Below are 21197 nucleotides of genomic sequence, written 5' to 3'. Positions count from 1 at the left end.
GACGATGATCGTGTAGTCGGTCTCGGGGGTGAGGTCGGGTGCTTCGAAGGCGCCGGTGTCGTCGGTGGTGGTCTCGATCGCGACGTCCTGGGTGTCGGTGTCGATGATGGTGATCGGGGTGTCGGTGACGGGGTCGCCGGTGTCGTCGGTGATGGTGCCGACGATGTCGACCGTGTCCGGTTCCGGGTCGACGGGTGCGGTCGTGGCCGAGAAGGCGAAGTCGAGGTCGGCACGGTCGCCCGCGACCAGCGAGAAGTCCTGCGTCGTCGCACCCGTCGATCCGTCGGGCGGGGTGATCGTGACGGTGTAGCCGGGTGCCGCGGTCAGGGCGGGGAAGGCGTAGCGCCCGTCGGCGTCGGTCGTCGTCGTCGCGACGACGCGTCCGGTGGCGTCGGCGACCGTCACCGCGCCTCCTTCGTACGGCGTCGTCGTGCCGTCGACCGTGCTCTGCGCGACACCGGATGCGGCGAACGTCTTCGTCGCGAACCAGGTCTGGTAGATCGGTCGCCCCGAGCGCTGCTGGTACGTGATGGTCAGACTCGACAGCGCGACGGTCGGGCTGAACCAGCCGGTGGCGCCCTCGGTGTCCGCGGCTGCGGCGTTGCCGGTCAGGGTCGCGGTGGCCGGATCCCAGCTCGGCACGTCGCCGGTGCCGCCGCCGGCGCACGAGGGGCTGCCGGCGAGTCCGCACGAGTTGTAGACGCCCTGGAACCCCAGGGCGTCGGAACCGACGGGCGCTCCCTCGGCGTCCAGCGCGGTGATCGTCGCCTGGTCGGCGTCGACGTCGCCCAGCACGAACGACCAGCCGGCCGTGGGGGTGGCCGAGGCGAAGGTGTACGTGGTGACCGAGGCGGCCTGCGGGGTGGGGGAGTCGCGCATGGGTCGGAGGTTCAGGTACGTGGTGCCGCGACTGGTGCCGTACTCGAGGCCGGGCGGGGTGTTCGGACCCTGCCAGCCGCTCGCACCGCTCGGGACGGTCGCGGACGAGGCGTTCGTGGTGAACGACGTCGCGGGGAACCCGCCGTCGAGTGTCATGGTGCCGACCGAGCCGGTGCCGGACGCCAGGCGCTCGACCGTGAAGTCCCCCCAGTCGCCACCGTGCGCCGCGGAGGCGGTGGTCACCCCGCCGAGCGCCGTCGCGACCGCGACGAGGACGGCGACGCCTGCGGCGGCCATGCGGCGTCCCGTGCCGCGGAGGGGTGATCCCGAGCCGAGGAGGCGCGGTTCGGCTGGTGCGGACTTCTCGCGGCTCAAGGCTGCTCCCGTCGGGAGCGACCCCCGGCCGCCCCAGTCTGCGACGCGTCCTGACACGCGCCGCGAAACCGACGTTAGTTCAATTCCTGCCGGAGCGCGCGCCCCCCGGCCGATGGACGACGACGCGGCACCGTCGACCGCACCCACGAGGGTGAGGCGCACGGTGCCGCTCGTCGTCAGGCGTCGTCCTGGGGTGCTACGAGCGCTTCTTCACCTTCGAGACCGCGTCCTCCGCGTGGCTGGCGACGTCGCGCTTGCCCTTCTTGTCGGCGCGCTTCTCCTTGAGGGAGCGGACCGCCGTCTTCGCGCTGTCCTTCTTCGCTGATTTCTCTGCCATGGTGTCGCCTCCGTACCTGGACCTCGATGGCCCGGTCGCTGGAGCCTAGGCGTGCGGGCGGCCGCGGGTCGCACCGGCAGGCGGGTTGGCAGCTTCGTGACCTCGCCGTGTCGGCGGCTGCCGCTACCGTGGTCCCCGCCCGACCACCCCGCCCGAGCACCCCGCTCGAGCACCCCGCCCGATCCCCGAGAGACCGACATGAGCGACGACCTCACCGCCCCCGCGACCGCGCGTCCGCCCGGTGCGGCCCTCACCCGCAGCGAGCGTCTCGACGACCTCCCCTTCACCTCGAAGCACCGACGCCTGCTGGCGGGCTCCGGCATCGGCTGGGCCCTCGACGCGCTCGACGTCGGGCTGCTCTCGTTCGTCATCGCGCAGCTGGCCGTGGTGTGGAGCGACCAGGCCGGGCAGCTCGCCTGGGTCGCCTCGGCCGGGTTCGCCGGCATGGCGATCGGGGCGGCCGTCGGCGGCTCCCTCGCCGACCGCCTCGGCCGCAAGACGGTCTTCGCCCTGACCCTGCTGCTCTACGGGCTGGCCACCGGCCTGTCGGCGCTGTCGTGGTCGGTCGGCGTGCTGCTCGTGCTGCGCTTCGTCGTCGGGCTCGGTCTGGGCTCCGAGCTGCCCGTCGCCTCGACGCTCGTCAGCGAGTTCTCGCCGCGACGCATCCGCGGCAGGGTCGTCGTGCTGCTCGAGGCGTTCTGGGCGGTCGGCTCGATCGGCGCCGCCCTCGTGGGGTACCTGGTCATCCCGACCAGCGACGACGGCTGGCGCTGGGCGCTGCTGATCGGGGCCGCGCCCGCCCTCTACGCGGTCTTCGTGCGGCTCCGCATGCCCGAATCGGTGCGTTTCCTCGAGTCAAGGGGCCGGCACGACGAGGCCGAGCGCACCGTCCGCGGCTTCGAGGAGGCCGCGGGGGTGCCGGCACCCGCTCAGCCGGCCACCGAGGCGCCCGCGGCCGTCAGCAGGCCGACCCGCGCCTCCTTGGCACAGCTCTTCGGGGCGGGCATGGCGCGTCGCACGGTCGCGATCTGGGTCGTCTGGTTCATGACGAACTTCTCGTACTACGGTGCCTTCGTCTGGCTGCCGACCCTGCTCGTCGCCGCCGGGTTCCCGCTCGTGCGGTCGTTCGAGTACGTGCTGATCATCACGCTCGCGCAGCTGCCGGGCTACGCGGTCTCGGCCTGGCTGATCGAGAGGTGGGGGCGTCGAGGCACCCTCGCGTCGTTCCTCCTGGGGTCTGCGGTGGCCGCCGGGTTCTTCGGCTTCGGAGCGGTCAGCGGCAGCGTCGCGCAGATCCTGATCTCGGGCATGCTCCTGTCGTTCTTCAACCTCGGCGCGTGGGGAGCGCTCTACGCCGTGACCCCCGAGCTCTACCCGACGGCCCTGCGCGGCACGGGCGCCGGGTGGGCCGCTGGGGTGGGGCGCATCGCGTCGATCGTCGCGCCGCTCTCGGTGCCGCCCGTGCTCGCCCTCGGGGGTCCGCCCACGCTCTTCGTGCTGTTCGGTGCGGTGTTCGTGGTCGGCGCACTGGCCGCGACGCAGCTGCCCGAGCTGCGCGGAACCCGGTTGGCCGAATGAGCGCCCGACGGCGGCCCGCCCGGTCGCGGCGGCCGCTCGGGCGTCGCCGCCCGCTGACGCGTCGGAGGGCTCTCGGACTCCTCGTGGTGCTGCTGGCCGGGGTCGTCCTCGTGGCGTTCCCGCGCCTCCTCGGCGACGGGGCGGGCGTCGATCCGGCGGGTGGATCCGCCGATGGTCCAGGAGGCGCGGGTCGAGAGGCCGTCCCGACCAGCGTCCCGTCCGGTGCGGCCGAGGCCGTCGTCGAGCGCGTGGTCGACGGCGACACCGTGGTCGTCCGGGTGCGGGGCGAGCGTGAGCGGATCCGGCTGATCGGCGTCGACACCCCGGAGACCGTCAAGCCCGACGCGCCCGTCGACTGCTTCGGGCCCGAGGCGAGCGCCGAGACGACCGAGCGGCTGCCCGAGGGGGCCACGGTCTGGCTCGAGTCGGACGCCTCGCAGGGCGACGCCGACCGGTACGACCGGCTGCTGCGCTACGTCTGGTCGCCCGACGGCACGATGCTCAACGAGCACCTCATCGCCGACGGCTTCGGACGCGAAGACACCTACGACGATCCGTACCGCTACCGAGACCGGTTCGTGGCGGCCGAGGCCCGTGCCGAACGCGACCGCACCGGGCTCTGGGGCGCCTGCCGCTGACGTGCGTGCGTGCGCGCACTTGCGTGTGTGCGTGCGTGCGTGCACGTGCGTGAGCGTGTGCGTGAGCGTGTGCGTGCCCGCTCGCGTGCGTGCCGGTGCTCGCGCGTGCGTGCGGCCCCCCGGGTTCGGCGGGTTCCCGTCATCCGCGGCGGCTCAGCGCTGACCCGCCCCCGATGACACCGACCCGCCGATACCCGGGTCGCCGACCCGGCGCAGTCCGGGCCACCAGAACCGATCGCCCAGCAGGAAGACCAGGGCCGGCACGAGCACGGTCCGCACCACGAGCGTGTCGAGCAGCACGCCGATGCAGACGATCACGCCCACCTGCGTCAGCGCCACCACGGGCAGCACCCCGAGCACGGCGAATACGGCCGCGAGCAGGATGCCCGCGCTGGTGATCACGGCCCCCGTCGAGGCGAGGGCGCGCACCATGCCCTCGCGGGTGCCGTGCACCAGCGCCTCCTCGCGGGCCCGGGTCGTCAGGAAGATGTTGTAGTCGACCCCGAGCGCCACCAGGAACAGGAATGCGTACAACGTCACGGCGGTGTCGAGCGCCGGGAACCCCAGCACGTTCTGGAACAGCCACGTCGACGCCCCGAGGCTCGCGAAGAACGTCGCCAGCACCGACGCGATCAGCAGCACGGGCGCGACGAGCGAGCGCAGCAGCAGCGCGAGGATGACGAACACGATCGCGAGGATGATCGGCGCGATCAGGTCGATGTCGGCCTGCGCGGCGACCTTCGTGTCGAAGGCGGTCGCGTCGCTGCCGCCGACCAGTGCTTCTGACACGGCCCCGTCGCCCGCGCCAGCACCGTCGCCCGCGCCCGCGGCGTCGGCGTACGCCGTCCGCAGCCGGTCGATCGTCGCGAAGGCCTCGTCGCTCTCGGGCTCGGCCGTCAGCTGCAGATCGATGCGGGTCAGCCCGTCCGACGATTCTCCGGTGGTCGCGGACTCGACGCCCGCGGTGTCGGCGGCCAGCGCCGTGGCGGCGTCGGCCGAGTCCGTCGGCACGAGCACGACCGTCTGGCTGGTCAGCCCGGCCGAGAACGATTCGTCGACGATCACCTGCGCCGACACGGACTCGGGGTCGCCGAGCAGCTGGTCGGTCTGCGACAGTCCGACGGCGTAGCCGCCGAGCCCGAGGCAGAGCACGCCGATGCCCGCCACGGCCGACACGGCCACGACGGCCGGACGACGTGAGACGCCGCGACCGAGTCGATCCCAGAAGCCGCGGCGCGGGGCCGCGTGGTGGGTCGCGCCTCCTGCAGTCGTCTGCGGGTGGTCGACGGCCTCCGAGGAGGCGCGGGGCACGAAGGGCCAGAAGAGCCCGCGACCGCAGACCACCAGTGCCGCCGGCAGCGCCACGAGGGCGAAGACGATGGCGATGACGACGCCGACCGCGCAGGCGAAGCCGAGGGCGCGGTTGCCCGACAGCGACGCGAGCAGAAGGGTCAGCAGGCTCAGGGCGACCGTGCCGCCGCTCGCGGCGATCGCGGGCCCGGCGCTCGTGACGGCGGTGCGCATGGCGCGGTGCCGGTCGGGTTCGCGCAGCAGCTCCTCGCGGTAGCGGGCGACGAGCAGCAGGGCGTAGTTCGTGCCGGCGCCGAAGACGAGCACCGAGAGGATCCCCGAGATCGACGCGTCGATGGTGATGCCCAGGGGCTCGGCCAGGGCGGCGGCGACACGACCGGCGAGCGCGTCGGCGGCGCCGACGACGGCGAGGGGGACGATCCAGAGCACGGGGCTGCGGTAGGTGACGATCAGCAGCAGGGCGACCACGATCACGGTGACGAGCAGCAGCCGGAAGTCGGCGCCGGCGAACGCGTTCGCGATGTCGTCCTGGAACCCGATCGGACCGGTCAGCGACGCCTCGAGGCCGGCGGGGAGTTCGGCGCCGGCCGCGTCGCGGAGCGCCGTCGCCGTGCCCGCGACGTCGACGTCGGCTTCGTCGGCGTCGAGCGGCACGGCGATCAGCGCGGCCGTCCCGTCGTCGCTGATCTGGGGCCGGACGGCCTGCGGGGCGGTCGACAGCTCGGCGAGGGCGGAGGCGCGGGCCGAGATCGCGGCGAGCGCCCGGTCGTCGAGGGTGTCGCCCCCGTCGCTGAAGACGAGGATGCCGACGGTCGTGTCCGAGCTCGGGAACCGGTCGAGCAGGGCGGTCACCTCGGCGGACTGGCTGGAGGCGGGCACGCCCGAAGGAGGCGCGGCGTCGCCCTCGCTCGACGGCAGGAAGGCGAAGAGGAGGGCCACGGCCACCGCGGTGGCGACCAGGACGGCCCAGGCGGTCCGACGGCCGCTGACGAATCGGGCGAGTGTGCGCACGGAGAATCCTTCGGTCACTGAATGTCTTAGCGGCTAAGACTATTGCAGATCACAGGGGCGTGCGCCACAATCGAGACGCAGGAGGTCCGATGCCCGACCCGACCCACCCCACGACGTCCCCCGTGCCCGCCGGGCGGGCAGCGCGCGACGACGCCGCGCAGCCCGTGCCGCCCGACGGGCCCCGCCCGGCCGACCGGCAGGGGCGGCCCGACCGCTCGCCGCTGGCCGACGACATCGTCACCCACATGCAGCGCCTCACGACCGAGTCGCAGAAGGTGGCGCAGGCCTTCGCGACCCAGCACGGTCTCGGGCACATCGACCTCGAGGCGCTGCTGCACGTCATGCAGGCCGAGCGCGGCGGCGACCCCGTCACGGCGGGGCGGCTCGGCGAGCTGCTCGGAGTCACGTCGGGTGCCGCCACCGGGGTCATCGACCGCCTCGAACGCGTCGGTCATGTGCAGCGCAGCCGCGACGACGCCGATCGTCGCCGCGTGCTCGTCCGCTACTCCGACCGCGCGCGTGCCGTGGCGGGCGCCTTCTTCGGGCCGCTCGGCGTCATGAGCGACCGCGTCATGTCCGAGTTCGACGAGGGGGAGCTCGAGACGGTCCGCCGGTTCCTCGACGGGATGTCGGGGGCGATGGCCGAGCGTGCGCGCGAGGTGGGCGGCGGGGCGCAGCCGACCCGCGCCTCCTCGGCTGGTGTCGCCGGCAGCGGGTAACGTCGTCCGGGAATTCGGAAGGCAGGTGGCACGTGACCGACCACGTCTCGGCGCTCGATCTCTTCTCGATCGGCATCGGCCCGTCGAGCTCGCACACCGTGGGGCCGATGCGGGCCGCCCGGCAGTTCCTGCTGGCCGTCGAGGCCGACGGGCGTCTGACCGACGTCGCACGGGTCGAGGCCGTGCTCTACGGCTCGCTCGCCGCGACCGGTCTCGGGCACGGCACCCCGTCGGCGGTGCTGGCCGGTCTCGCGGGCATGGACCCCGAGTCGTGCGACCCCGACGTGGTCACCGGCATGCAGGCCTCGGTCGAGCACGGCGGCGGTCTGCGGCTGCTGGGTCGTCACCAGATCGCGTTCGCCCCCAACGACCTCCGCATGGCGCCGCTCACGCGCATGCCCCGTCACCCCAACGCCCTGAGCGTCGAGGCCTTCGACGTCGAGGGCTCGAGCATCGCCCGCGAGGTCTACTTCTCGGTCGGCGGCGGCTTCGTCGTCCGCGACGGCGACGACGAGCACGCGGTGCCGACGGCCGAGGCGCCCTTCGCCTTCGTCGACGCCGACGACCTCCTCCGGCTCTGCGACGCCGAGGGGGCGTCGATCGCCGAGCTGGCCTGGCGCAACGAGGTCGCGCTGCACGGTGCCGAGGCGGCCTCGGCCGGTCTCGACGCGCGGTGGGCCGCGATGCGGGCCTGCGTCGACGCCGGTCTCGAGGCGACGGGGGTGCTCCCGGGCTGGATGAAGGTGCCGCGGCGTGCCCGGCAGTTCGCGTCGATGCTCCGTCAGCACGAAGAGCGGGCGACGAGCTACGCCCTCGGCGGCTCCGCGATCGACCAGGGCCGCGCCTCCTCGCTGCTGGCCTCCGATCTGCCCGCTCAATGGCTGCAGGCCTACGCGATGGCCGTGAACGAAGAGAACGCCGGCGGCGGGCGCGTCGTCACGGCGCCGACCAACGGGGCGGCCGGCATCATCCCGGCGGTGGCGTACTACGCGATGCGGTTCCACGGGGCGACCGACCACGAGCTGGCGCGCACCTACCTGCTGACCGCGGCCGCGATCGGGTCGCTCTACAAGCGCAACGCCTCGATCTCGGGCGCCGAGGCCGGCTGCCAGGGCGAGGTCGGGTCGGCGTCGTCGATGGCTGCCGGTGCGTTGACGGCGCTGCTCGGCGGCACCCCGCGCCAGATCGAGAACGCCGCCGAGATCGCGATGGAGCATCACCTCGGCCTCACCTGCGACCCCGTCGGCGGGTTCGTGCAGGTGCCGTGCATCGAGCGCAACGCGATCGCCGCCGGCACGGCCGTGGCGGCGACCCGCATGGCGCTGCTCGGCGACGGCAGTCACGTCGTCAGCCTCGACACCGTGATCGAGACGATGCGCCAGACCGGTCGCGACATGAAAGACAGCTACAAGGAGACGAGCCGGGCGGGTCTCGCGGTCAACGTCATCGAGTGCTGAGTTCGTGCTGAGTCGCGTCCCGCACGCCGTCATCGAGTGCTGAGTTAGTGCTGAGTCGCGTCCCGCACGCCCATGAACCGCGTTCGCGAAGATGAACCGCGATATATCCCGGTTCATCGTCGCGAACGCGGTTCTTCGTCGCCAGTCGCCGAGCTGAGACGACCCATGCCGAGCCGTCTCACGCCGAGCCGACCGACGCCGGGCCGTCCAGCCGAGGAGGCGCGGGTGATGTCGGCGGCCGCCGCTAGCCTCGTCGCATGACACCGCCTCGCCGCTCCGCCGCCCGTTCCGTCGCGTCGGTCGAGCACGGCACCGACGCCCCGCGCCTCGACCCGGTCGACCCGCGCGGCCTCGTCGACGTCGGCTCGGACGGCACTGACACCGGCACCGGCACCGGCACCGGCACTGGCACCGACCACCCCAGCACCGATCTGCCCGGGCCGCACGACTCGCGCGAGCTCGAGCGCTACGTCGGCGCCGACCTGACCGACCGAGACCTCGAGGGCACGTCGTTCAGCGAGTGCGTCTTCGAGTCGCCCCGCCTCGGCGCCGCCCGGCTGCGCGGGGCGCGCTTCGTCGAGTCGGTGCTCAGCGACTCCTTCGCCCCCGAGCTCGCGGCGTCGCGCAGCACCTGGCACGACGTGCGGGTCGAGCGACCGCGGTGGGGGTCGGCCGAGCTGTTCGACGCCGACCTGCGGTCGGTCCGCATCGTCGGCGGCAAGATCGACTTCCTCAATCTGCGCGGCGCGCGCCTGACCGACGTCGTCATCGAGGGGTGCAGCATCGGCGAACTCGACCTCGGCGGGGTCACGGCGCTGCGGGTCGCGTTCGTCGACTGCCGGGTCGGCACGCTCGACGTCACCCGCGCCTCCTTGGCTCATACCGACCTGCGCACGACGTCGTTCTCGCGTATCGACGGTCTCGCCGGTCTCAGCGGCGCCACGATCGACGACGAGCAGCTGTCGATGCTCGCCCCCGTCCTCGCCGCGCATCTGGGGCTCGTCGTCGACTGACCGAGGGCGGCCCGTCGCCCGGTGCTACGCCCACGTCGAACAGCCGGGATCGCCGGGGCCCCCGGTGCTATCGTGCAATCAGAGCAACGCGCTCCGGGGTCAGTGCAAATCTGAACCGGCGGTCACAGTCCGCGACCCGAGGCACCTCGTCACCGAGGCGCCGAGGTTGAACCGGTGGAATCCCGGTACCGACGGTCATAGTCCGGATGAGAGGCAGCGCGGGCCCGACCACTCGTCAGCGAGCGGTGGGCCGTTGCGACCCTGCGTCGCGTCCCCGGAGTTCACCACGACCGGAGGACGACATGACACGCACCACCGCAACCACCGCGCGATGCGCCGCGACGGCGCTCGACGGCCCCGTGGGGGCTCAGCCCCTCACCGGGTCCGCCGCGATCGTGCGCGGGGCGGTGCGCTGACGTGTTCACCGGTCTGGTCGAAGAGCTCGGCAGCGTCGTCCGCATCGACGATCAGGGCGACAGCGTGAGGTTGACGGTGCGCGGCCCTCTCGCGGTCGCCGACGCCGATCACGGCGACAGCATCTCGGTCAGCGGGGTGTGCCTCACCGTCGTCGAGCACGACGACGAGACGTTCACCGCCGACGTCATGCGGCAGACCCTCGTCATGAGCACCATCGGGTCGTTCGGCCCCGGCGACGCGGTCAACCTCGAGCGGGCGGCACGGGTCGGCGACCGCCTCGGCGGGCACATCGTGCAGGGCCACATCGACGGCACCGCGCGGGTCGTCGAGATCGAAGACGGCGAGGCCTGGCGTCGCGTGCGCTTCGACCTCGCCGACGATCTCGCACCGCTCCTGGTCGACAAGGGGTCCGTCACGCTCGACGGGGTCAGCCTCACGGTCAGCGCCATCAGCGAGCCGGGGGCCCCGAGCGGGTGGTTCGAGGTAAGCCTCATCCCCGAGACGCTCGCCGTGACGACGCTCGGCGCCAAGACCGTCGGCGACGCCGTCAACGTCGAGACCGACGTGCTGGCCCGGCACGTCCGCCGCATGCTCCGACTCGACGCGCTCGCAGCGCCGGTCACGCCTGCCGCGCCCGCCGCATCCGCCGCGCCCGGCCACCTCACCGCTACCGACCCGACCGCCGGCGAGGCCCGACCGTGACCGGGCTGCCGACCGCGACGACCGAGGAGGCGCGGGTCGGCCCGACCACGCCCCTCGCGTCGATCGAGACCGCGCTCGAGCACCTGCGGCGCGGCCGACCCGTCATCGTGGTCGACGACGAGTCGCGTGAGAACGAGGGCGACGTCGTCCTCTCGGCCGAGCTCGCCTCGCAGGAGTGGCTGGCCTGGACGGTGCGCGTCTCGTCGGGCTTCGTCTGCGCCCCGATGACGAACGCCGAGGCCGACCGGCTCGACCTGCCCCCGATGGTCGCCCGCAACGAGGACGACCGCGGCACGGCCTACACGGTCAGCGTCGACGCGGCGACCGGCGTGACCACCGGGATCAGCGCCTCCGACCGGGCCACGACCCTGCGCGTCCTCGCGTCGGCGTCGAGCGTGCGCGACGACCTGCACCGCCCCGGTCACGTCATCCCGCTGCGGGCACGCGACGGGGGAGTCCGCGAGCGCGACGGCCACACCGAGGCGTCGGTCGATCTGATGAAGGCGGCGGGGCTGCGCCCGGTGGCCGCCATCAGCGAGATCGTGGCCGACGACGGCGAGATGATGCGCCTCCCCGGCCTGCTCGAGCTCGGAAGCCGCGAGGGCGTCCCCGTCATCACCATCGCCGAGCTGATCCTGTGGCTCGGCGACCGCGACCTCCCGGCTCCCGACTCGACCGACACCACCGACATCACCGGCACCACCGACACTCTCACCGAAGGAGACCGCGCATGAGCGGCGAAGGCTCACCCACCGAACTCGAGGTCGACGGGACGGGCGTGCGCGTCACGATCGTCGCCGGCACCTGGCACCAGACGATCAGCGACGGCCTGCTGGCCGGGGCGCTCGCCGCGGCCGAGCGACTGGGCGCCACAGCCACCGTGCTGCGCGTGCCGGGCAGCTTCGAGCTGCCGGTCGTCGCGAAGGCGGCCCTCGAGTCCGGGGCCGACGCGGTCGTGGCGCTCGGCGTCATCATCCGCGGGGGCACGCCGCACTTCGAGTACGTGTCGGACGCCGCGACCTCCGGGCTCCTGCGGGTCAGCCTCGACACGGGCAAGCCCGTCGGCTTCGGGGTGCTCACCCTCGACGACGAGCAGCAGGGGCTCGATCGCGCCGGTCTGCCCGGCTCGAAGGAGGACAAGGGCGCCGAGGCCGCCCACGCCGCCATCGCCACCGCCGTGCAGCTGCGAGCCCTGGCCGCGCCCCGGCCCTGACGGCCGAGGGCTGGGCCCGGGCCCTGACCCCCGAGGGTCAGGCCCCGAGGGTCAGGCCCCGAGGGCCACGCCCTCGTGGACTAGGCGAGCACCTCGTCGAAGAAGGCGCGCATCTGCGCCCACGAGCGTCGATCGGCCACGGCCTGGTACTGCGCCCCGTGCTCGGGCGAGTCGACCTCGGGCACGGCGAACGCGTGCATGGCGCCGCTGTAGGTCACGATCTGCCAGTCGGGTGCGCCCGCGTTCCGCAGCTCGTCCTCGAACGCGACGACGGCCTCGTCGGGGACGACCGGGTCGGCCGAGCCCGTCATCACGAGGATCGGCGCGTTGACCGCACCGGGCAGCGCGGGTGCACCGGTCGACAGGCCGCCGTGGAACGCCGCGACCCCGGCCACGGGCGCCCCGGCCCGGGCGAGTTCGAGCGCGGCCGATCCGCCGAAGCAGTAGCCCATCACGGCGATGCGCTCGGGGTCCACGCCGGGTTCTGCGCGCAGTCGTTCGAGGCTGGCGAGGAGGCGTGCGCGGAGGGCCGGCACGTCGCCGTACCAGCGGCCCGCCTCGGCGGCGGCGCCGTCGGGGCCGGGGCGGACGCCCTGGCCGTAGACGTCTCCGGCGAGGGCGACGTAGCCGAGTCGGGCGAGCATCTGCGCGCGCACCTTGACGTGGTCGACGACACCGAACCAGTCGTGCAGCACGAGCACTGCGGGGCGCAGCTCCGACTCCGAGGAGGCGCGGGGCGGCGTCGCGAGGAACCCTTCGAGATCGGTCGCTCCGTCCCGGTACACGACGTCGCCCGATTCGACGCCTCCCGGGTCGGGCACCGTCGCAAGCAGTCGTTCGAGATCAGGGGAGAGGGGGGTCAGGGGTGCTTCGCTGTCGGTCACGCCGTCACGGTACTCCGGCCCGCTCGACCGTCGCCGCGCCTCCTCGGCACACAGCCGGCTGAACCCCGACGCGCCCGCCCGGTTCCTCCTCGGCACGGCAGCGGCAGCGGCTCGCAGGGGCCGCGCGTCGCGTCAGCCGACGAGCCGGGTGACCGCCTGCCGCACGACCTCGCAGCGGCGTTCGTGCGGCCCGGTGTGCAGATTCGACGCGTCGGGGGTGACGAACCAGGCGAGCACGAGGCCGAAGACCATCGTCAGCAGCTCGTCGGCATCCCACTCGGAGGGGATCGCGCCGGCCTGCTGAGCCTCACGGACCGCCCGTCGACGGTCTTCGAGCTGATCGTGGTCGACGACGCCGGGGCTGGGCAGCGACACCCCCTCGATCTGCCCCCAGAGCAGCAGGCGGGCGTCGTCGGGGTGGGTGGCGAGGTGGTCGTAGAGGCGGGAGGCCCAGCGGGGCAGATCGTGGGCGTCGAAGGGGATGGCGGCGAGCCAGCGATCGATGCTCTCGCCGAGTGTCGCGTCGAACAGCTCGCGCTTGGTGGCGAAGTGCGCGTAGAGCCGTTCTTTGCTGGCCTCGGCCTCGCGGGCGATGGTGTCGATGCGGGCCCCGGCGAGACCTCGGGCGGCGAACTCCGACCGCGCGGCCTCGAGCAGGCGCTCTCGCGGAGGTGTGGGGCGACGGGGCATCCCCAGATCATATGGCCGTCGTGCGGTGCCCCGTGCACGACCCGGAGCGGCCGAGGAGGCGCGGTGTCAGCGGCCGCCGCCGGTCGCGTCGGCCGAGCGTGCCATCGGCACGTGCGGGATCTCGTCTTCGATGAACTCGGCGCCGTCGAGCACGAACCCGAACCGCGCGTACCAGTCGGCGAGGTGCGCCTGGGCGTCGAGCCGCACGAGTCGCCCCGCGCACCGGTCGAGCGCCAGGCCCATCAGCTGGGCGGCCAGCCCGCGACCTCGCGCCGTCGCAGCGGTGGCGACCCGCCCGATGCGACGGTCGTCGCCGTCGTGCAGCAGGCGGAGGGTGGCCGCCACCCGGCCGTCGACCTCGGCCCAGAGCATCGTGGCGTCGGGCTCGAGGTCGCGCCCGTCGAGCTCGGGGTAGGCGCACCGCTGTTCGACGACGAAGACGTCGACGCGCAGCTTCAGCAGCTCGTAGAGGGTGACGGGCGGCATGTCGGCGAGGGGCGCGGTGTGGAGGGTGACGTTCACGGGATCAGGGTATCGGCGGCCCCCGACACCGCGAGCGCGACGTCCTCTTCTCCCGGTGACGCGCCTCTTGTACCCCCGCCTCGTACCCCGATCCCCTGGGCGCGTGTGTCGTTCCGGCGGCGGATGGTGCCAGCGGGTGAAGCTGACGGGGGTAGACGGGTGATTCTCCCCCCTGGGCCTCACGTCCCGGCCCGTGGCGTGATGGTGTTGTACGTCGTCCGGACCGACCCACCCGGCCCGACCGATCAGACCCGACCCGACCCGACCCGACCCGACCCATCCGACTCCGACCGACCGACCCCCGCGCGAACGCGATCGCGCCCCGTGGAAGACGCATGTCCCCCGACCACTCCGACCCCCTCACCCCGTCCGACCCGGCGGCGCCGTCCGACCCGGCCGCCCCCGCCGTCGACCCGACCGATCCGATCGATGTCCTCGACGCGGGCGATCTGGCGAGATCCGCTGGTGAGCCACGCACGAGGGTGGTGGTCTTCGGCGACGTGCTCGACGACGTCATCGTCACCGCCGCGACGCCGGCGGCGACGGGCACGGACACGGAGGCGCTGATCCGGCACCGGGCGGGTGGCGCCGCGGCGAACACGGCGGCGTGGCTCGGTTCGCTCGGCGGCGAGGTCGACTTCGTCGGGAGGGTCGGGGTCTCCGACCGGCACCGGCACGCGCAGCTGCTGGCGGACGCCGGCGTGCTGCCCCGGCTGAGCTACGACGCCCACGACCCGACCGGCACGGTCGTCATCACCGTCGAGGGCGAGGTGTCGTCGATGTTCACCGACCGGGGGGCGAGCGCCGCACTCGATCCCGACGACGTCCCCGACGAACTGCTCGAGTCCGCGGCCGTGCTGCACGTCACCGGCTACTCGGTGGTCCACTCGCGCACTCCAGTACCGCTCCGCCGCCTCATGACCAGAGCGCGCGAGGCCGGCGCGGCGGTCTCCGTCGACCCGGGCAGCAGCGGCTTCATCGGCCGATTCGGCGTCGCGGCGTTCCTCGACGCGATCGACGGAGCCGACCTGTTCTTCGCGAGCCCGGCCGAGGGTCGCCTGCTGACCGGTCTCGACGACGAGCACGGGATCGCCACGGCCCTCGCCGAGCGCTTCGGCGTGGTCTGCCTCGTGCAGGACGACGGAGGCGCGGTGCTGGCCCGACACGGACGCTCGGTCGTCGACGTGCCCTCGGTGACGACCCGCGTGGTCGACCCCGTGGGTGTGGGCGACGCGTTCGCCGCCGGGTTCATCGACTCGTGGCGGACGACTCGCAAGCCGGGCGTCGCAGCCCGTCGGGGCGCCCGCGCCGCGGCCCGGGCCTTCGCCGTCGCCGGAGGCCGCCCGCCCGCCTGACGCCGACGGCGTCGGAGCGCGGCCCCGCCCGGGCGTCGGTGCGCGGCTCGGCCCCGGCCTCGGTGCGCGGCTCCGCCCGGCCTCAGTGCGCCGTCTCGGCCCGGACGGTGAGGGTCTGCACCCGGGGCGGGGCCTCGGGTGTGAGACGGATCTCGAAGCGCAGCAGACCCCGTGCTCCGGCCCGTCGCCAGATCAGGTGCGAGGGCGCCTTCGACTCGTCGTCGGGAAGGGGCTCCGCCGAGGTCGGCGCGAGGCCGCCGACCGACTCGACGGCCTCGCCCCAGGTGCGTCGGCGTCGCTCGAGGGGGATGTCGAGCTCGATGTTCTCGGCGAGCCAGTCGCCCGGTTCGCCGCCGCCGAGCACCAGCTCCTCGACCGCGTCGCGGGCGGCGAGGGTCTCGGGCCACGGCCGCACGCGGCTGCCGACCCCGGTGCCCTGCGCGGCCGTCTCGGCGAGCAGGCCGTCGAGCGCGAGCGTGATCGGCACCGACACCTGGGCGTAGGTCGCGTTCTCGAATCCGACGGCGCCGACGCCGGTGGCGGGGTGCCAGCGCATGTGCGCAGAGAATCCGGGGTAGCCGCCGGAGTGCGAGACGATCGTGCCGTGGTCGGGGTGCTGCTCGACGAAGAGGCCGAGGCCGTAGCCGCCCGGGTGCGCGCCCAGCCCCGGGACGAAGCGCTGCAGCTGCTGCATCTCGCGTCGGGAGGCGCGCGACAGGATGCCGTCGAGGTCGCCCTCGCCGTCGGGGTGGAACGCCGAGCCGAGCCAGCGGGCCCAACGAGCGAGATCGTCGGTGGTGCTGAACAGACCGCCGATCGGCGAGAAGGCGCCGGGGCCCGAGAACGGCAGGGGCTCCCAGCCGTCGCCGACGCGTCGGTGTCCGATCGCCAGACCGCCGGCGGCGGGCACGTCGGTCGTGAAGCCGGTGGAGTCGAGACCGAGCGGCGCCAGGACGTCCTGCTCGACGACCTCGCGGTACGGGCGACCCGAGGCCTCGGCGACGACACGGCCCAGCAGGGCGTATCCGAGGTTCGAGTAGGCGAACGCGGTGCCGGGGACGCTGTCGAAGCTCAGCCCGCGACGCAGCAGCGCGTCGAGGCCCTCGTCGGTCAGCGACTCCTGTCGGTCGCCCCACGGGTCGTCGGTCGGGAACCCGGCCGACATCGTCGCGAGCATCCTCAGCGTGGGCACGGGCGAGTCGGCGGTCGGCAGGGCGACGTCGGCGAAGGCGGGCACCCAGTCGGTCACGGGTGCATCGAGGTCGAGGGCCCCGGTGTCGCGGAGCGCCAGCAGCACCGTCGCCGTGAAGCTCTTCGTGCACGAGGCGATGCGGTACGCGGTGTCCGGCCCGGGCGCGGCACCGTCCGCGCCGTCACCGCCGAGCGTCCCGGAGGCGCCCCGGTGGGTCACCCCGTGCCGGTCGAAGGTCGCCCAGACCGCGCTCGGCGCCTTCCGCTCCGCCCGCCGGGCTGCGAACACCGCATCGATCCCGGAGGCGCGGGTCGGCTCGGTCACGACTGCTCACCCTCGGACGACGTGCGACGCATCGTCTCGTACGCGTCCAGAGCGGCACGTCGCGAGGCCTTGAGATCGACGAGCGGCTCGGGGTAGTCCTCGTCGTCGCTCTCGGGCACCCACTGCCGGATGTAGTCGCGGTGCTTGTCGAACTTCGTCGCCTGCAGCTCGGGGTTGAACACCCGGAAGTACGGTGCCGCATCCGCGCCCGAACCGGCGGTCCACTGCCAGTTGGCGGGGTTGTTGGCCTCGTCCGCGTCGACGAGGGTGTCCCAGAACCAGGCCTCGCCGACGCGCCAGTCGACGAGCATGTTCTTGATCAGGAAGCTCGCGGTGACCATGCGCACCCGGTTGTGCATCCAGCCGGTCGTCCAGAGCTGGCGCATGCCGGCGTCGACCAGGGGGATGCCCGTGCGGCCCTGACGCCAGGAGTCGATCTCGCTCTCGGGCACGTCGGCCCACGGGAAGCGGTCGAACTCGGGTCGGTAGCTGACCGTCGCCAGATCGGGCGAGGTGAACAGGATCGTGTGGTTGAACTCGCGCCAGACGACCTCGCGGAGGAACGACTGGGCGCGCTCGCGCGATGCGTCGGGCAGCGCCCCGCGCATCCGGTGCCAGATCTGGAACGGGCTGATCTCGCCGAACCGGAGGCGCGGCGACAGTCGACTCGTCGCCTCCTGCGCCGGGAAGTCGCGGTCCCCGTAGTCGGCCAGCGCGCCGGTCGCGAACGCCTCGAGCGTGTCGTGGGCTGCGGCCTCGCCAGGGGTCCAGGTGTCTCGGAGACCCGCGGCCCAGTCGGGTCGGGTCGGGAGGAGGCCCCAGTCGTCGAGCCGATCGCTCGCGACGTCGGCGGGCGAGGTCAGGGCGTCGGGCTCGTCGAGGGGGTGACGCGGCTCGGGTCGGTCGAGGCAGGCGCGGTAGAACGGCGTGAAGACCTTGAAGGGCTGCCCCTGCCCGGTCTGGATCGTCCAGGGCTCGAAGAGGAGGTTGGCCTGGAAGCTGTCGACGACGAGACCGCGGTCGCGCAGCGAGGTCTTCAGCCCGGCGTCGGCGTCGCGCGCAGCCTTGCCGTAGCGGCGGTTCCAGTAGACGGCCCCGGCCGACACGTCGTCCACCAGGCGCGGGATCTCGACCGCCGCGGCGCCCCGACGGAGGGTCAGACTCGAGCCCTTGGCCCGCAGATCCGCGTCGAGGGCGGTGAGGCTGTGGTGCAGCCACCATCGTGAGGCGCCGCCGAGGGGTCGGATGCCCTCGGTGTCGTCGTCGAGCAGGTAGAGCACCACCACGGGCTCGCCCCGGTCGACGGCGGCGTTCAGCGCCGGGTTGTCGGCGAGGCGGAGGTCGTCGCGCAGCCAGACGATCGAAGGGGTGCTCATGCGGGGTGCTCCTGATCGGCGCGGGTGGCCGAGCCGTCGCCGAGTCGGAGCCTCGTGCACAGGTCGGTGAGGGTGACGAGCTCGTCGTGGTCGAGGCTGCCGCCGACGCGGCGACGGATGGTCGCGGCGTGGCTGATCGCCGTGCGCCGGTAGAGCTCGTAGCCGGAGTCGGTGAGGGCGACGATGATGCCGCGAGCGTCGCCCGGGTCGCTGAGCTTCTCGACGATGCCCCGGGCGGTGAGCCGGTCGACCAGTCGACTGATGCTCGGCTGGGTGAGCAGGAGGTGCCGGGTCAGATCGCGGATGCGGGCGCGCCGCTCGGGCTGACTCGACAGGTTGAACAGCACGTCGTACTCGTTGAACGAGATCTCCTGCGTCGGGAAGCAGTCGGTGAGTTCGCGCATCACGCTCACCTGCGCCCGGAAGAGCGCCTCCCAGGCGCCGACGGCCACGGATGTCTCGCTCATCTCTACCTCGCGTTCGTTTCCGTCGAGTCTACGAAAGCGCGGGGGTGTCCGTCCGCCACCGACGGTGCACGACAGAGGGCCGGTCGCCCAGTGGCGACCGGCCCTCATCCCTTGCACCGAGAGTGTCCTGCGATCTCATTCCACCTCGGCCGCCACAGCAAACGGCCTCGGTTCGATCAACCTATAACGAATCGGTAACGGCGGTCTAGCCCTGAAGCCAAGGATCAGCTGGGAACACGACCCATCGCCGGTCGACCGGGCACGAGGCGCCGCCGGGTCGACTCAGAAGACGTCGGGCGACGGCGTCGAGGCGTGGCGGATCGACACGTCGGCGTGGCGGTCGAAGCGGTAGCCGGCCCCGCGCACGGTGCGGACGATGTCCTCGAAGGCGCCGAGCTTCGAGCGGAGGCGCCGGACGTGCACGTCGATGGTGCGCTCGTTCGGCACCTCCTCGTCGTCGCCGTCGGCCCACAGGCTCGAGATCAGCTCGGCACGCTCGATGGTGCGGCCCTCGCGCAGCACGAGGTACTGCAGCAGCTCGAACTCCTTGTAGGTCAGCGGTGCGACGTCGCCGTCGAGCAGCAGGCGCTTGCGCGAGATGTCGACGACCACGCCGCCGCGGGCACCGGGCTCGTCGTCCTCCTCGACCTCCTGACGACGTGCGGCGAGCGCCGACGGGTCGTGCAGCGCCAGGCGCACGATGTCGACGTCGCGTCCGCCCGATCCGGTCGGTGCGAGGGCGACCGCGGCGTGGGTCTCGGCCGAGGGGGCGATCGAGGCCACGAGCGCCTTCAGCTGCGAGACGATGTCGCCGAGGTCGGTGCCGTCCGCGGCGGCCTTCAGCTCGTCGATGCCGACGTAGAGCACGAAGCCGCGTGCCTCCTGACCCTCGGGCAGTGCCCGTGCTCGACGCGCAGCGGGAGGTGCGACGGCCGCCGGGGCGGTCGCCTCGACGGAGTCGTCCACCGGCGGGACGGCGTTCAGGTGCCGGGCGGGGGCGATGGTGCGGGCGGCGGGGGCGGCGACGGGACGGTCGAGGGTGAGGGACATGGGTACGCGGATCCTTGCGTGCGGGTGAGCGGTACCTCGGCGACGGTGACGCCATCGTTCGTCGCGGGTAGCGCTCGGTTCGTGTCGGTGTCCGCTGCCGGTCAGGCGGTCGGCGGACGGTCGATGTCGTGACATCGGGGGGATGCGCGTCGGAGTGGTGACGCGGATGCATCCGGGAGTCGACGGCTCAGCAGCGGGGTGGGGCTGCGAGCTCAGCGTGCTGCGGAGGCAGCGACGGCGACTCGGCGAGGTGTGGCCGGATCAGGCACACATTCGACACAGGACGGCGTGCATCGGCATCATCATGCCGGTGCTCCCGGGGGCCTCAACGGAGGTCGGGATGAACACGCTGTCAGTCATGGGTTGATTGTGTTACAGCGTGCGTCGCGCTGTCAAGCACCATGCGGCGGGCGGCCTGGCGGGCCCGGGGGCCGCAGCCGGCGCGACGACGACGAACCGCGCCTCCGGAGGTCGGAGACGCGGTTCGGAAGCCCGCAGGAGGCGCGGGTCGGGAGGTCGGTTCAGGCCAGGCCGTAGAGGCGGTCGCCCGCGTCGCCCAGCCCGGGCACGATGTAGCCCTGCTCGTTCAGCCGCTCGTCGACGGCGCCGAGCACGACGTGCACGTCGCGGCCGGCCATGGCCTTCTCGACGGCGGCGAGGCCCTCGGGTGCGGCGAGGATGCAGACGGCCGTGACGTCGACGGCGCCGCGGTCGAGCAGGTAGTCGATCGCCGCGATCAGCGAGCCGCCCGTGGCGAGCATCGGGTCGAGCACGAAGCACTGGCGGTTCGAGAGGTCGTCGGGCAGGCGCTCGGCGTACGTGGTCGGCTCGAGCGTCTCCTCGTCGCGCACCATGCCGAGGAACCCCACCTCGGCCGTCGGCACCAGCTTGGTCATGCCCTCGAGCATGCCGAGACCGGCGCGGAGGATCGGCACGACGAGCGGCCGGGGCTGGCTGATCTCGAGACCGGTCGTCGGGCCGACGGGGGTGACGATGTCGACGGGCGAGGTGCGCACGTCGCGCGTGGCCTCGTACGCCAGCAGGGTGACGAGCTCTTCGGTCAGGGCCCGGAAGGTCGGTGCCGGCGTGCGCTTGTCGCGGAGCACGGTCAGCTTGTGGGTGATCAGGGGATGGTCCGCTACGTGCACTCGCATAGGCTCAACGGTAGCGGAGTCGACCGGCCCGCACCCGCCCGCCGAGAGGTCGCCGCCGCGTGATCGCGCATCCCCCCGAGTTCGACGTCTGGATGGGCCTGGCGCTCGCCGAGGCCGACGCCTGCCGCGTGTCGGACGACGTGCCCGTCGGTGCGGTCGTCGTCGACGCGTCGGGGGCCGTGATCGGCACCGGTCGCAACGAGCGCGAACTGCGCCAGGACCCGACGGCCCACGCCGAGGTGCTCGCCCTCCGCGACGCCGCACGCGCCACCGGCGACTGGCAGCTGACCGGCGTCACCCTCGTGGTCACGCTCGAGCCGTGCCCGATGTGCGCGGGGGCGATCCTCGCGGCGCGGGTGCCGCGCGTCGTCTTCGGCGCCTGGGACGACAAGGCGGGCGCGACCGGCAGCGTCTACGACATCGCGCGCGATCGTCGGCTGCCGCACCGCTCGGAGGTCGTCGCGGGCGTGCGCGAACCCGAGTGCCGGGCCCGCCTCGACGACTTCTTCGCCGCGCGCCGCTGAGTCCGTCTC

The 21197-nt window shown here is 73.2% G+C and carries 20 protein-coding genes, 1 pseudogene and 1 riboswitch; of the genes and pseudogenes, 10 read left to right on the top strand and 11 right to left on the bottom strand.

Going from position 1 to position 21197, the window contains the following annotated elements; translation table 11 throughout:
- Positions 1–1176: carboxypeptidase regulatory-like domain-containing protein (locus ACZ6JE_RS05760; RefSeq protein ID WP_464318413.1), on the bottom strand; the 1176-nt coding region annotated here is incomplete at its 3' end.
- 274 nt (positions 1177–1450) lie between these two features.
- Positions 1451–1591, bottom strand: coding sequence for a hypothetical protein (locus ACZ6JE_RS05755; RefSeq protein WP_192058878.1), 141 nt, complete (start codon positions 1589–1591; stop codon positions 1451–1453).
- 198 nt (positions 1592–1789) lie between these two features.
- Here ACZ6JE_RS05755 and ACZ6JE_RS05750 point away from each other — a divergent pair, with 198 nt between their 5' ends.
- A complete protein-coding gene (locus ACZ6JE_RS05750) occupies positions 1790–3169 on the top strand; it encodes an MFS transporter (RefSeq protein ID WP_464318412.1) in 1380 nt (459 codons plus the stop codon).
- On the top strand, positions 3166–3807 hold the full coding sequence (locus ACZ6JE_RS05745; RefSeq protein ID WP_464318411.1) for a thermonuclease family protein: 642 nt from the start codon (positions 3166–3168) through the stop codon (positions 3805–3807). The genes ACZ6JE_RS05750 and ACZ6JE_RS05745 overlap by 4 nt, the downstream gene beginning before the upstream one ends.
- 153 nt (positions 3808–3960) lie before the next feature.
- Here ACZ6JE_RS05745 and ACZ6JE_RS05740 read toward each other — a convergent pair whose 3' ends face one another.
- Positions 3961–6129: an MMPL family transporter gene (locus ACZ6JE_RS05740; RefSeq protein WP_464318410.1), complete on the bottom strand. Its 2169-nt coding sequence runs from the start codon at positions 6127–6129 to the stop codon at positions 3961–3963.
- A gap of 89 nt (positions 6130–6218) precedes the next feature.
- Between ACZ6JE_RS05740 and ACZ6JE_RS05735 the strand changes: the two genes are divergently transcribed.
- The 6 genes and pseudogenes from ACZ6JE_RS05735 to ribH all read left to right on the top strand — a co-directional run bounded on the left by ACZ6JE_RS05735 (position 6219) and on the right by ribH (position 11650).
- Positions 6219–6848, top strand: coding sequence for a MarR family winged helix-turn-helix transcriptional regulator (locus ACZ6JE_RS05735; RefSeq protein WP_464318409.1), 630 nt, complete (start codon positions 6219–6221; stop codon positions 6846–6848).
- A gap of 32 nt (positions 6849–6880) precedes the next feature.
- On the top strand, positions 6881–8305 hold the full coding sequence (locus ACZ6JE_RS05730; protein ID WP_192058867.1) for an L-serine ammonia-lyase: 1425 nt from the start codon (positions 6881–6883) through the stop codon (positions 8303–8305).
- Positions 8306–8562: 257 nt separating this feature from the next.
- The gene (locus tag ACZ6JE_RS05725) at positions 8563–9318 is read left to right on the top strand and encodes a pentapeptide repeat-containing protein (RefSeq protein WP_464318408.1); all 756 of its coding nucleotides are present in this window, start codon (positions 8563–8565) and stop codon (positions 9316–9318) included.
- Between the two features lie 85 nt (positions 9319–9403).
- A riboswitch (FMN riboswitch) is annotated at positions 9404–9541 on the top strand.
- A gap of 194 nt (positions 9542–9735) precedes the next feature.
- Positions 9736–10437 (top strand): riboflavin synthase, encoded by a 702-nt coding sequence (locus tag ACZ6JE_RS05720; RefSeq protein ID WP_464318407.1) that lies wholly within the window; start codon positions 9736–9738, stop codon positions 10435–10437.
- Positions 10434–11093, top strand: a pseudogene (ribB, locus tag ACZ6JE_RS05715) (3,4-dihydroxy-2-butanone-4-phosphate synthase); the annotation flags it as partial. The gene ACZ6JE_RS05720 and the pseudogene ribB, both read left to right, overlap by 4 nt.
- Positions 11094–11167: 74 nt before the next feature.
- Positions 11168–11650, top strand: coding sequence for a 6,7-dimethyl-8-ribityllumazine synthase (gene ribH / locus ACZ6JE_RS05710; RefSeq protein WP_192058862.1), 483 nt, complete (start codon positions 11168–11170; stop codon positions 11648–11650).
- A gap of 80 nt (positions 11651–11730) precedes the next feature.
- On the opposite strand, the gene ACZ6JE_RS05705 is transcribed toward ribH, so the two are convergent.
- The 3 genes from ACZ6JE_RS05705 to ACZ6JE_RS05695 form a co-directional block, all read right to left on the bottom strand.
- On the bottom strand, positions 11731–12534 hold the full coding sequence (locus tag ACZ6JE_RS05705) for a dienelactone hydrolase family protein (RefSeq protein WP_320479501.1): 804 nt from the start codon (positions 12532–12534) through the stop codon (positions 11731–11733).
- A 132-nt stretch (positions 12535–12666) separates the two neighbouring features.
- Positions 12667–13224 (bottom strand): TetR/AcrR family transcriptional regulator, encoded by a 558-nt coding sequence (locus ACZ6JE_RS05700; protein ID WP_192058858.1) that lies wholly within the window; start codon positions 13222–13224, stop codon positions 12667–12669.
- A 66-nt stretch (positions 13225–13290) separates the two neighbouring features.
- Positions 13291–13746: a GNAT family N-acetyltransferase gene (locus tag ACZ6JE_RS05695; RefSeq protein ID WP_320477812.1), complete on the bottom strand. Its 456-nt coding sequence runs from the start codon at positions 13744–13746 to the stop codon at positions 13291–13293.
- Positions 13747–14081: 335 nt separating this feature from the next.
- On the opposite strand from ACZ6JE_RS05695, the gene ACZ6JE_RS05690 reads away from it, so the two are divergent.
- Positions 14082–15101: a carbohydrate kinase family protein gene (locus tag ACZ6JE_RS05690; protein WP_464318406.1), complete on the top strand. Its 1020-nt coding sequence runs from the start codon at positions 14082–14084 to the stop codon at positions 15099–15101.
- An 82-nt stretch (positions 15102–15183) separates the two neighbouring features.
- Here ACZ6JE_RS05690 and ACZ6JE_RS05685 read toward each other — a convergent pair whose 3' ends face one another.
- The 5 genes from ACZ6JE_RS05685 to upp all read right to left on the bottom strand — a co-directional run bounded on the left by ACZ6JE_RS05685 (position 15184) and on the right by upp (position 20664).
- On the bottom strand, positions 15184–16617 hold the full coding sequence (locus ACZ6JE_RS05685) for a serine hydrolase domain-containing protein (RefSeq protein ID WP_464318405.1): 1434 nt from the start codon (positions 16615–16617) through the stop codon (positions 15184–15186).
- Positions 16614–17993 (bottom strand): cryptochrome/photolyase family protein, encoded by a 1380-nt coding sequence (locus tag ACZ6JE_RS05680; protein WP_464318404.1) that lies wholly within the window; start codon positions 17991–17993, stop codon positions 16614–16616. Before ACZ6JE_RS05680 ends, ACZ6JE_RS05685 begins: the two co-directional genes overlap by 4 nt.
- Positions 17990–18460, bottom strand: a complete 471-nt coding sequence (locus tag ACZ6JE_RS05675; protein ID WP_192058851.1) for a MarR family winged helix-turn-helix transcriptional regulator — start codon at positions 18458–18460, stop codon at positions 17990–17992. The genes ACZ6JE_RS05680 and ACZ6JE_RS05675 overlap by 4 nt, the downstream gene beginning before the upstream one ends.
- A gap of 282 nt (positions 18461–18742) precedes the next feature.
- Positions 18743–19510, bottom strand: a complete 768-nt coding sequence (locus tag ACZ6JE_RS05670; RefSeq protein ID WP_464318403.1) for a winged helix-turn-helix domain-containing protein — start codon at positions 19508–19510, stop codon at positions 18743–18745.
- 521 nt (positions 19511–20031) lie between these two features.
- Positions 20032–20664, bottom strand: coding sequence for a uracil phosphoribosyltransferase (gene upp / locus ACZ6JE_RS05665; protein WP_192058846.1), 633 nt, complete (start codon positions 20662–20664; stop codon positions 20032–20034).
- A 92-nt stretch (positions 20665–20756) separates the two neighbouring features.
- Between upp and ACZ6JE_RS05660 the strand changes: the two genes are divergently transcribed.
- Positions 20757–21188 carry a nucleoside deaminase gene (locus ACZ6JE_RS05660; protein WP_192059292.1) on the top strand — a complete coding sequence of 144 codons (432 nt, stop codon included), beginning with the start codon at positions 20757–20759 and terminating at the stop codon, positions 21186–21188.
- Positions 21189–21197: the final 9 nt, after the last annotated feature.

Source organism: Frigoribacterium sp. AC759 (assembly GCF_979256015.1).
This window is presented reverse-complemented; position numbering and strand designations above follow the sequence as displayed.